Raw genomic sequence first — 11,763 nt, forward strand, 5'->3', positions numbered from 1 at the left:
GTTGATTACTTCTGCTTTTTGGCTCGCCACTCTGAGAGCTGTGCGTAAGCCATAACTGAAATAATCGGAAATAAACTGGCAAAAGCGATTAGGCCAAAGCCATCAATTAATGGACTTCTGCCGGGTACAGTTTCTGCTAACCCTAGCCCCAACGCTGCCACTAATGGTACCGTTACGGTAGAAGTCGTCACGCCGCCTGAATCATAGGCCAATGGAATAATCATTTTTGGCGCAAACATGGTTTGTATGACGACAACGATGTAGCCCACAATAATGTACCAATGGATAGGGTCACCAACGACAATGCGATAGCACCCTAACGAAATACCTACAGCCACACCAATTGCGACAGCGATACGTAAGCCCCATACGCCAATCGCTCCACCAGACACATCGTTTGCTTTAATTGCAACGGCAATCAGTGATGGTTCAGCAATGGTTGTACTAAAACCAATTAAAAAGGCGAAAACATATACCCAGGCATAATCTTGCCAATGCAAAACTATGTTGGCTGCTGTTTCACTAGCATCAACACCAGCAATAAATGCAGGGTCGGTTAGTTGTTGTGCCATTAGCTTACCAAGCGGGAATAACGCCCACTCAAGCCCGATAAGAAATAACGATAAGCCGATGATGACCCATATAAATCCCGCTAATACTCTTGTTAAGTTTGGTATGGGTTTGCGGATAACAGCAAATTGGAAACCAAATAAAATTGCAGCAATTGGCAAAACATCTGTAATGGTTGTAAGCAATATGGTGATGAACTGGCTAAACATTTCAACTAGACTCATAGCATGATCATCCCGTAAGCCATGACAAAAATCATCGGGGTTAACGATGCAAGCGCGATTAAGCCAAAGCCATCGGTCATTGGGTTACGGCCAGAAATAGACGAAGCTAGACCAACGCCTAGGGCGGTTACGAGCGGCACGGTGATTGTAGAGGTCGTTACCCCACCAGAGTCATAGGCAATGCCAATAATTTCAATTGGCGCAAACATCGTCATAACAACGACCATGATATAGCCACCAATGATGAGCCATTGAATTGGCCAACCTTTAAGAATACGTAGTACACCAATTAAAATTGCAAGGCCAACAGAAAACGCGACGGTAAAGCGAAGTCCAGACGCATAAGCAGCCATTGCTTCATCTGAGGCTTCTATCATATTGCCATTTGCGGCGACTTTGGCAGCTTCGGCGGCAATAGCAATTAATGCTGGCTCAGCGATCGTCGTACCAAAACCAAGTGAAAAAGCGAATATCATTAACCAAATAACACTACCTTTCTTGGCAAAGGCGTGAGCCATTGTTTCCCCTATGGGGAATAGTCCTTGTTCTAGGCCGTGAATAAAGAAGGTTAAACCAAATAATACGAATAATACGCCGATCAGAACCTGGCCCACATTAGGCAAGGGTTGTTGGATAATGAATAACTGGAAAAACAAGATGACAAGCACTATTGGCGCAAGATCGCGCACGCTATCTATCAAAAACTTTCCTAATTTTTTGAATGTAGCAGTCAAAGATATTCCCTACGAGTAAACATATGCGTTTAGTGTAAAGAAAATCCTCAAGCAAGAATTTGATTTATAACAATGAAACACACATTAGGGTTACAGTTTTAAACACCTAATGTGTGAGTGTGAATTGAGGGTATGTAAAGTGTTGTTATTTCTTTAACGATTGGCGCAGGAAAATAGCTGCGCTGATAAATAATACACCACTGATAATTTCATTCGCCGGGAACATGATTCCGCTAGAAATTAAGAAACTGCCACCGATTACGCTAAAAATAATACGTTTTTGACTACGCTGTTGCTGTTGATTTAGCTCGACCATCAGACGTTGCTGTGCTTGATGATTTTCTTTACCTGCTTGCAAGTAGTCGTAAACCAAGTCAGGAATTTCAGGTAGCTTTTCATTCCAAAATGGTAGGTTGTCTTTTACCTTGGTATAAACCGCTTTGATACCCATTTGTTCTTTTACCCAATCTTCAAGAAATGGTTTTGCGGTATCCCACAAATCAAGATCTGGATACAACTGTCGGCCTAAGCCTTCAATGTAAAGCAAGGTTTTTTGTAAAAGAACAAGCTGGGGTTGTACTTCCATATTAAAGCGACGGGCAGTATTAAACAGGCTTACTAATACCTGACCAAATGAAATCTCGGATAATGGTTTATTAAAGATAGGCTCGCACACTGTGCGAATAGCAAATTCAAATTCATCAACACTGGTATTTCGTGGTACCCAACCCGAATCCACGTGAAGTTGCGCAACTTTGTGGTAATCACGATTAAAGAAGGCAACAAAGTTTTCTGCTAAGTAACGTTTGTCTTCTTTGTTTAACGTACCAACGATACCGCAATCGATAGCAATCCAGGTCGGATTTTCAGGGTTGGTGGCGTTAACAAATACGTTACCTGGATGCATGTCCGCGTGAAAGAAACTGTCACGAAAAACTTGAGTGAAAAATACTTGTACACCGCGTTCTGCTAATAATTTCATATTTACATTATTAGCTTTTAATTGCTCAACTTCACCCACACCAATGCCATAGATGCGTTCCATTACAAGGACATTTTTGTGGCTGTATTCACTGTAAACTTCTGGGACGTATAGAACATCGTCGTATTCTCGACCTTGACTGAAGTTACGCTTAAGTTGAATGCCGTTGGCTGCCTCTCGCATTAGATCAAGCTCATCAAGAATCGTTTTTCGGTATTCATTGACGACTTCTTTTGGTCGTAAACGTTTGCCGTCGGACAACCACTTAGCAACAAATCCAGCAAAGAACTCCATAACCTCTAAATCGGCATGAATAACATCGGCAATATCAGGGCGAAGTACTTTGATAACGACTTCTTTTTGCTCACCTTCGTGTAGTAATGTGGCTGCATGAACTTGGGCAATTGAAGCTGAAGCGAGTGGTGTAAGATCAAAATTGAGAATACATTCATTAAAGGTGTCTTCACCAATCGCTTTAATAACGATTTGTTTTGCTTTTTCACCGTCAAATGGTGATACCTGGTCTTGCAATAAGGCTAATTCATTAGCGAAATCATCAGGTAGTAAATCACGACGAGTTGACAGCATTTGGCCGAATTTTATAAATACCGGGCCTAGAGATTCGATCGCTAAGCGAAAGCGCTCTGCTTTTGGTTTGTCCTTATGCTTGTTCTTAAGCCAAAATAGCGAGCCTTTGCCCACTTTGACATACCAAGGTAGTAAATGTTTTGGCACGAGCTCGTCTAGGCCATATTGCATGAAGGTTTTGACGATTTGGTGTAAACGTTTACTTTTCACTAGTTAAATTACTCTATGGTTTGTGGTTAAGTTTGGCAGCAAGTTTATCAAGTCTTTTAGTCAATGATGTGACGTGTTCTGCGCTTTGTTCAACATCTTGCCTAAATAATGTTAATTCGACGTCAGTGACCGCTAATTTTTTTTCGTAAATTAACCACTGGCTGAAGTCTTCAGTGATTTGTTGTTTAGCAAAGCTCGCTTTATTCTTTACAAAACCAGCTGCTTGGCTCAAACGATATGTTGCTAAATCGCCGATATGCTTGGCTAATTCAGATTGCCAATCAATGGTTAATGCTTCGAATAATTGAGCAAATTGTTGCGCAGTTTTCAGCTCGCCTTGAATATCCAGCTTATCTTGTTTGATAAGCTCGGTAAGCTGTTGAGATTGCTTGAGCTCGATTAATGTTCTTAAACTGGTTGAAATCACACAATCAGCATCAGATGCTTGCGTTAAAACATACGCTTTATCATCGTTGAAGCCGATCGTAAATGGCGTACCAAGCTCGCTAATATCAAGCGTTAAGTATTTGCCTTGTAGCTCGCTAGTGCTAACACGTTGATTAATGTTCTTTGCAAGCGCTTGATTGATTATGGCTTCAAGCGCTCCGGTCATCATTTGAGTAGGCAGTAGCCAACTGACCATTAGAATTTGTACCCTTTGTGAAGTGCAACAATACCACCTGTTAAGTTTTTGTAGGTAGTTTGCTCGAAACCCGCGTTTTTCATCATACTTTCAAGGGTTTCTTGATCTGGGTGCATGCGAATTGATTCAGCAAGATACTGGTAGCTATCACCATCTTTAGCGACTAACTCACCCATTTTCGGCAAGATGTTGAATGAATAGAAATCGTAGGCTTTGTTTAATAGCTCATGTTCAGGCTTCGAGAATTCTAATACTAATAAACGTCCACCCGGCTTCAGCACTCGGTACATTGAGCGAAGCGCCTTGTCTTTGTCTGTTACGTTACGTAAACCAAAAGCGATGGTGATAATGTCGAAGCTGTTGTCTTCAAAAGGTAGACATTCAGCATTTGCTTGAACGTACTCGATGTTTTGAACTAGCCCTCTGTCACGCAACTTATCACGACCAACATTCAACATTGAGCTGTTGATATCGGCTAAAATGACTTGGCCATCTTTACCAACAATTTGCGAAAACTTTGCCGTTAAATCACCTGTACCACCAGCTAAATCAAGAACTTTATTACCAGGACGTACGCCTGATGCGTCAATTGTAAAACGCTTCCACAAACGGTGAATACCGAATGACATCAAATCGTTCATCACATCATATTGTGCTGCAACAGAGTGAAAAACATCAGCAACCATTGATGCTTTGTTCTCAGTGTCTACCGTTTTATAGCCAAAATGCGTGGTATTGTCGTTTTGATTTGATTGTTCTTGAGATGCCATGAACTTGCTCTACTTTAAAATTTCGCTCTAGTTTACTTTATGCTTGGCACGACAACAATTGTTCTGTATCAAGCGTTTGAATATTTTTCTCGATTACCTAACCAACGATCGATTAAGGCGGTCGCTTTTTCTGGATATTTTTTCCAGAGTAACAGGGCATGTTGTTGCACTTCGGGAATTAACTGCGCATCTCGCACCAGATCGGCAATCTTTAAATCGGCTAAGCCTGTTTGCTTAGTCCCAAGCAATTCGCCCGGCCCACGTATTTCTAAGTCTTTCTGTGCGATAACAAATCCGTCATTACTTTCGCGCAATACACCTAAACGTTTTATCGCTGTTTTTGATAACGGTGACTTATACATGAGTACACAGTGCGAAGCGACTGCACCTCGGCCAACGCGTCCACGTAGTTGGTGAAGTTGAGCAAGCCCTAAGCGCTCTGGATTCTCAATCACCATGATGCTTGCATTTGGTACGTTTACGCCAACTTCAATTACGGTTGTTGCAACCAGTAAATGCAGATCTCCGGTTTTAAATGCATCCATGACCTGTTGTTTTTCGGCAGGTTTCATTCGACCGTGAACGAGGCCAATATGCAATTCAGGTAATTGGCTAGCAAGATAATTGGCAGTATCTTCGGCGGCTTGACACTGCAGAACTTCTGATTCTTCAATTAACGTGCAAACCCAATACGCCTGACGATCATCCTGCGTGCAACCTTCACGAATTCGCTCGATGACTTGGTCGCGTCGCTCATCAGGCAAGGCTACCGTTTGAATAGGAGTACGACCAGGTGGCAGTTCGTCGATCACTGATGTATCTAAATCAGCGTATGCTGTCATCGCCAGTGTTCGAGGAATAGGTGTTGCCGTCATAATGAGTTGATGAGGATACTTATTGTCAAATGCGCCTTTTTCTCGCAAGGAAAGCCGTTGATGCACACCAAATCTGTGTTGTTCATCGATAATAATGAGTGCAAGCTTGTTAAATGTTACTTGATCCTGGAAAAGTGCATGAGTACCAACTGCCAATTGCATTTCGCCAGATTCAATTTGCTCTAACGCTTCTCTGCGAGCTTTGGCTTTCGTTTTACCGGCAAGCCAGCCAACATTAATGCCTAAAGGCTCAAACCACTCTTTAAAGTTAATTGCATGTTGTTCAGCTAATATCTCCGTTGGTGCCATTAAGGCAACTTGGTAACCCTGACTAATTGCTGTAATTGCAGCAAGTGCCGCAACAAGCGTTTTACCTGAACCAACATCACCTTGTACCAATCGCATCATTGGTGTGTCTTTAGCTAAATCTGAACGTATTTCTTCTACGACTCTTGCCTGTGCATTAGTTGGTGAAAATGGCAGACTTTTTAAGAATTTTTTATTGAGCTTGTCATCAACACTCAATGTCACTGCGTAATGTTTATCGCTTGATTCACGCAGCTTCAACATGCTCAGATTGTGCGCTAATAATTCTTCTTTTATAAGACGAAGTTGGGCTGGATGTTTACCTTCATCAAATGCCGAGGTTGAGGCGTCTGGTGGTGGTCGATGGATAATCGCCAATGCTTCGGCGAGCGTGTAAGGCTCGTTTAAAAATTCCTCGGGTAGTAATTCTTCAACGCGGCCTCGTTTCAACCGAATCAGAGCTTGGTCAGTTAAGTTACGCAGTGTTATTTGTCGCAATCCATCGGTTGTTGGATAAACCGGGGTAAGTGTTTCCTCAACAGGAGTAAGTGCTTGATCTTTATCTAAGGTTTTATATTCAGGGTGAACAATTTGAAAACCTTGCGGGCCTCGTTGAATCTCACCATAACAACGAATTTCAGTGCCAATCCCCAAATTATTCTTTTGTGCTGCGCTGAAATGAAAAAAGCGCAAGGTGACGTTACCCGTGCCATCGTTAATGGTAACGACCATCATACGTCGACGACCTTGAACAATTTGGTTGTTGGTGACTTCGCCAATGATATTGGTAAATACGCCGGGCAGAAGGTCGCGAATAGCGGTTATTCGTGTCCGATCTTCATATCGGTTTGGTAGGTGAAAAAGCAAGTCTTGTACGGAGTTTAGGCCAATCTTCGCTAACTTTTCAGCCATACTAGGTCCAACACCCTTGAATGAAGAGAGTTGTATTGCTGATAAGTTAGTTAGCCCTTCCTTGACTTGCTCAGTCATGTTTTACGATAGCATCCTACGGTTAATCGTCGATATCCTGCCAAGCTTCTTGGCTCATTTGCATTTTATTCCACCAGTCTTTTGATGCGATAATTTCACCCTCGTCATCAATATGTGGATACGGTAACCCTTTCGCCTGGCATACTTTAGCGAAAATTGGATGACCACCTTCAAATAACATGCGTTGACGAACGCTTTCATCAATCGTTGGTGCGCTGTCATACATGCCAGCGGCTTCACGTTGACGCTGTGCTTCGTAAAGCACAACGGCGTTAGCTACAGAGACATTTAACGATTGTACCATGCCAACCATTGGAATAATGATATCTTGGTCGGCAAGCTCTAGTGCTTCTGGAGAGGCGCCAAACTTTTCTTGGCCAAGGATAATTGCTGTGGGCTTGGTGTAATCAATTTCACGAAAATCGACAGCTTTATCCGAAAGATTCGTAACCAATACCTGCATGTTCTTTTCTTTTAACACGCTGATAGCATCTTTTGTTGATGTGTAGTTGTGGACATCAACCCAATTTTGACTACCCGTTGCAATACCGCCAGAGACACGCATTTGCTCGTTCTTCCACACAGCATGTACTTCGCTAACGCCAATTGCGTCACACGTTCTAACGACGGCTGCTAAGTTATGTGCTTTGTGAACTCCTTCCATACAAACGGTTAAGTCTGGCTGGCGTTTATTGAGCATGTTGAGAATTCTTTGATGTCTTTCTGGAGTCATTTTTCTTTTTTTCTTCATACTTTGAATTTATGCGGCGTTAAATTTCGCTAGTGTAGCGGTACTACACGTTGCTCCATTGCCTTGCCTGTATCCAAATTATTTTGAAAAAACCTATGTTAGAACTTAATGTGGGGTATTTTAAACTGAATCACGTACATTGTGTACGTGATTCATGATAATGGCTTAGGAAACGTTTGGTAATTCCATGACGCCGTCAATCTCAATATCTACACCTTTTGGCAATTGAGAAACGCCGATTGCTGCACGAGCAGGGTATGGCTCGGTGAAGTATTGGCTCATAATTTCATTTACTGTTGCAAAGTTAGATAAATCAGTCATGAAAATATTAACTTTTACCATGTCGTTGATTTCACCACCTGCTGCTTCACACACGGCACATAAATTTTTAAAAACTTGGTGAGTTTGTGCTTCAAATGTATCACCTACTATTTCCATTGATTGCGGATCCAATGGAATTTGGCCTGATAAATAAACCGTGTTATTTACTTTTACTGCTTGGCTGTATGTGCCGATTGCACCAGGCGCGTTTTCTGTTGAGATAATTGTTTTCATTTTTTCCTACTTGTTTCTTATTACTTTTTGTACATCAACCATGACTTTTACTTTACGCATAATGTCTGCCAAATGGATGCGGTCGCGACAGGTTAATTCTAGGTCAATAACATATAAGTTAGAGTCCTTTTCACCTGAATTTAATGAGTGAACGTTAGAGCCACAGCGAGCAATTACGTTTGTCAACGCGGCTAATGCACCTTGGTGATTGATAATTTCAATTCGAAGCTTGGCGATAAAGTCACGATCAATATCGCTATCCCATTTAACCGGGAACAACTTACCTTGTTCTTGGCTTTTGATGTTACCACAACCCGTTTGGTGAACAATTAAACCTTTACCTGGACTAAGGTACGCCATAATTGAATCGCCAGGAATTGGACGACAACACTTACCGTAGCTCACCAACATACCTTCGGTGCCTTTAATTGGCATCTTGGTTTTAGGGTCGGTGTTGGTATTTTCTTGCTCTTCGGTAAATTCATCGGTTAAACGACGGGCAATACCAATACTGAGCGCGTTACCTAAGCCAATGTTGATTAACAAATCATTGAAAGATTCATGACCTGTATCTGAGATAACTTGTTGGACTTTCTCGGTTGGAATTTCTTCTATTTTCGTCTCGCCTAATGCATGACTTAATAGTCGCAAGCCTAGCGCATGAGATTCATTTTTCTCTTGTGAGCGCAGGTAAGTACGAATTTGCAGTCGCGCTTTTGCCGTAACAACAAAGTTCAACCATGTTGCGTTTGGACGAGCTGCGCTTGACGTAATGATTTCAACCGTTTGACCTGAATCTAGTGGTCGTGAAAGCGGGTAGGTTTTTCTGTCGACCTTTACGCCAACACAAGAATTACCTACGTCTGTATGTACAGCATAAGCAAAATCTACCGCGGTTGCCCCCATAGGCAATTCCACAATGCGCCCGTCAGGGGTGAATACGTATATCTCTTCTGGAAATAGATCTGATTTTACGTTTTCGATAAATTCAAATGAGCTACCGGCGCTTTGTTGCAGTTCAAGTAAGCTCTGCATCCAACGATGGGCTTTCATTTGAGCTGTTGTACCACCACTTTCACTATTATCTTGTTTGTATAACCAGTGAGCGGCAACACCTTTATCTGCCATCTGATCCATATTTTGGGTACGAATTTGGATCTCTACAGGGATACCATGGGGCCCAATGAGCGAGGTATGAAGCGATTGATAACCATTAGTTTTTGGAATAGCAATGTAGTCTTTAAAGCGGGTTTCAATCGGTTTGAATAGGTTGTGTACAGCACCTAGTGTACGGTAACAGTCGTCAAGTTTCTCTGGCACAATAACGCGAAACGCATAGATATCCATTACTTCATTGAACATCAATTCCTTGTTTTTCATCTTTCGATAAATGGAATACAAGTGTTTCTCACGTCCAATAACTTCGGCTTGAATACCACTTTCTTCAAGGCGAGATACGATCTCGTCATGAATATTGTTAATAATTTCTTTACGGTTACCACGCGCTTGCTTTATCGCACTTCTAAGTGCTCTTGCACGCATTGGATACATCGCTTCGAAACCCAATACTTCGAGCTCGTTTTTAATGTCGTGAATACCTAAACGATTGGCAATTGGTGCGTAAATCTCTAACGTTTCTCTAGCAATACGGCGGCGTTTATCTGGTCGCAAGGATTCGAGTGTGCGCATATTATGCGTACGGTCAGCCAGCTTGATCAAAATCACACGAATGTCTTGCGTCATCGCCATGATCATTTTACGGAAGTTTTCCGCTTGCATTTCTTCTTTGTTATCAAACTTAAGCTTGTCTAACTTTGAAACACCTTCAACAAGCTCTGCAACAGTTGAACCAAATAACTCAGCTAGCTCATCTTTTGTTGTTTCAGTGTCTTCAATCACATCATGTAATAACGCGGCCATGAGGGTTTCATGGTCTAGATGCATTTTGGCTAAATTAATGGCTACGGCTACTGGATGCGTAATGTACGGGTCGCCACTTGAACGCATTTGACCATCGTGAGCGTCGCGCGCCACGATAAAGGCTTGTTTTAACAGGTCAACTTGTACTTTGGAAAGATAAGTAGAAACCAATTCTTTTAATGGTTCAAACAAATACACTAAAAGCTCTCCCGAGAATAATTTGTAGATTTTTTTAAGTCGAAATCGTCAGCAATCCCTTATTCCTTATGGATAAGCATACGTTGTATTGATACTAATGCCAATGTTAAATAAGTAATTGTTATTATTATTTGATTGATAAGAGCAAGTCGCTCTTTGTTGCTTAGATTTGCGTTAGTTTTTAGGTATAAAAAAACGCGTAAATGTTTACGCGTTTTTCTCTGCTGATTGTAATGCTAGGCTTAGCTATTACCACCAACGATTGCTGCAACAGCAGCTAATTCAGCTGATTCTTCTTCAACTTGTTGATGGCGTTCTTGTTCATCCATCAATTCGTTGTTGATCAAACCTTCTTCAATTTCACGTAATGCGAGTACTGTCGGCTTGTCATTTTCTAACTCAACAAGAGGTTCTTTACCGCCGGTTGCAATCTGACGTGCACGACGAGAAGCCATTAAAATTAAGTCAAAACGATTACCTACTTGATCTACGGCATCTTCAACTGTAACGCGAGCCATTTAGCTACTCCAACATTTAAAACTTTAAAAAACAGCCCATTATTTTACAAGAGGGGCTAGATAACTGCAATCAATAAGTTGCTGATTTAGGATCTTTTTTAACCTAAGGTTTGGATAAGGAATAGCGAAATCCAAATAATTCATAGATATAACTAATGATTCACTTCTAGTTGGGAATTTTTACGGAATTCAAGGCAAATTCATGCGTCAATAGCTTGCCTATTGCAAATGAATTTAACGTAGTAGTCAGTTAAAATAACCGCTAGAAGCGCATTAGTTGTCCATATCTTAGGTTATTAATCAGCAATAAGTTCGTCGAACATTGCTTGGTATTTAGTAACCTGCTGATCACGCTTTAAGCGCTGGTTATTTACGATCGTTTTTAAGTCTTCTACTGCTTGATCAAAGTCGTCATTTACAATGATGTAGTCGAATTCTTGATAGTGAGAACACTCAGATTGTGCTTGTGCCATGCGACCTGCAATCACTTCGTCGCTATCTTGGCCACGGCCTTTTAGGCGTTTTTCAAGTTCAGCTTTTGAAGGTGGAGCAATGAAAATCGTGGTAACTTCTGGTTTTTTTAAACGCACTTGTTGTGCGCCTTGCCAATCGATATCAAGGAAGACATCAATACCTTTCGCTAACTGCTCATCAATCGCTTTTTCAGATGTTCCGTAATAGTTACCAAACACTTCTGCGTATTCGTAAAAGTGGTTCTGGCTGATTTGTTGTTCAAATTCTTTTTTCGCGACAAAGTGATAGTGCTGACCATCGACTTCACCTGGACGAGGATCGCGTGTTGTGGTTGATACCGAAACTTCTAATGGTCGAGGTGACTCAGACTTTAATAAAGCGCTGATTAAACTTGATTTTCCAGCACCACTTGGTGCCGATAAGATGAATAGGTTACCTGGAACAGTCACGATATA

At 41.6% G+C, this 11,763-nt stretch carries 11 protein-coding genes; all 11 read right to left on the reverse strand.

From position 1 onward, the window contains the following. Positions 1-5: 5 nt before the first annotated feature. The 11 genes from QQK05_RS12325 to gmk all read right to left on the reverse strand — a co-directional run bounded on the left by QQK05_RS12325 (position 6) and on the right by gmk (position 11,757). Positions 6-794 (reverse strand): DUF1538 domain-containing protein, encoded by a 789-nt coding sequence (locus QQK05_RS12325; protein ID WP_284299000.1) that lies wholly within the window; start codon positions 792-794, stop codon positions 6-8. Next, positions 791-1,528 (reverse strand): DUF1538 domain-containing protein, encoded by a 738-nt coding sequence (locus tag QQK05_RS12330; RefSeq protein WP_284299002.1) that lies wholly within the window; start codon positions 1,526-1,528, stop codon positions 791-793. The genes QQK05_RS12325 and QQK05_RS12330 overlap by 4 nt, the downstream gene beginning before the upstream one ends. Before the next feature lie 145 nt (positions 1,529-1,673). Next, positions 1,674-3,308, reverse strand: coding sequence for a ubiquinone biosynthesis regulatory protein kinase UbiB (ubiB, locus tag QQK05_RS12335; RefSeq protein WP_284299003.1), 1,635 nt, complete (start codon positions 3,306-3,308; stop codon positions 1,674-1,676). Positions 3,309-3,321: 13 nt separating this feature from the next. Next, positions 3,322-3,951: a ubiquinone biosynthesis accessory factor UbiJ gene (locus QQK05_RS12340; protein ID WP_284299005.1), complete on the reverse strand. Its 630-nt coding sequence runs from the start codon at positions 3,949-3,951 to the stop codon at positions 3,322-3,324. After that, positions 3,951-4,721 carry a bifunctional demethylmenaquinone methyltransferase/2-methoxy-6-polyprenyl-1,4-benzoquinol methylase UbiE gene (ubiE, locus tag QQK05_RS12345; protein ID WP_284299008.1) on the reverse strand — a complete coding sequence of 257 codons (771 nt, stop codon included), beginning with the start codon at positions 4,719-4,721 and terminating at the stop codon, positions 3,951-3,953. Before ubiE ends, QQK05_RS12340 begins: the two co-directional genes overlap by 1 nt. Positions 4,722-4,789: 68 nt before the next feature. Then, on the reverse strand, positions 4,790-6,892 hold the full coding sequence (recG, locus tag QQK05_RS12350; protein WP_284299010.1) for an ATP-dependent DNA helicase RecG: 2,103 nt from the start codon (positions 6,890-6,892) through the stop codon (positions 4,790-4,792). Positions 6,893-6,914: 22 nt separating this feature from the next. After that, a complete protein-coding gene (trmH, locus tag QQK05_RS12355) occupies positions 6,915-7,625 on the reverse strand; it encodes a tRNA (guanosine(18)-2'-O)-methyltransferase TrmH (protein WP_284299012.1) in 711 nt (236 codons plus the stop codon). A 183-nt stretch (positions 7,626-7,808) separates the two neighbouring features. Continuing rightward, positions 7,809-8,198: a RidA family protein gene (locus tag QQK05_RS12360; protein WP_284299014.1), complete on the reverse strand. Its 390-nt coding sequence runs from the start codon at positions 8,196-8,198 to the stop codon at positions 7,809-7,811. Between the two features lie 6 nt (positions 8,199-8,204). Then, a complete protein-coding gene (gene spoT / locus QQK05_RS12365) occupies positions 8,205-10,316 on the reverse strand; it encodes a bifunctional GTP diphosphokinase/guanosine-3',5'-bis pyrophosphate 3'-pyrophosphohydrolase (RefSeq protein ID WP_284299016.1) in 2,112 nt (703 codons plus the stop codon). Positions 10,317-10,558: 242 nt separating this feature from the next. Next, complete coding sequence (gene rpoZ / locus QQK05_RS12370) at positions 10,559-10,834, reverse strand: DNA-directed RNA polymerase subunit omega (RefSeq protein ID WP_284299018.1); 276 nt, start codon at positions 10,832-10,834, stop codon at positions 10,559-10,561. A 296-nt stretch (positions 10,835-11,130) separates the two neighbouring features. After that, positions 11,131-11,757, reverse strand: coding sequence for a guanylate kinase (gene gmk / locus QQK05_RS12375; RefSeq protein WP_284299020.1), 627 nt, complete (start codon positions 11,755-11,757; stop codon positions 11,131-11,133). Positions 11,758-11,763: the final 6 nt, after the last annotated feature.

The organism is Thalassotalea loyana (genome assembly GCF_030161435.1).
Taxonomy (GTDB): Bacteria; Pseudomonadota; Gammaproteobacteria; order Enterobacterales; family Alteromonadaceae; genus Thalassotalea_G; species Thalassotalea_G loyana.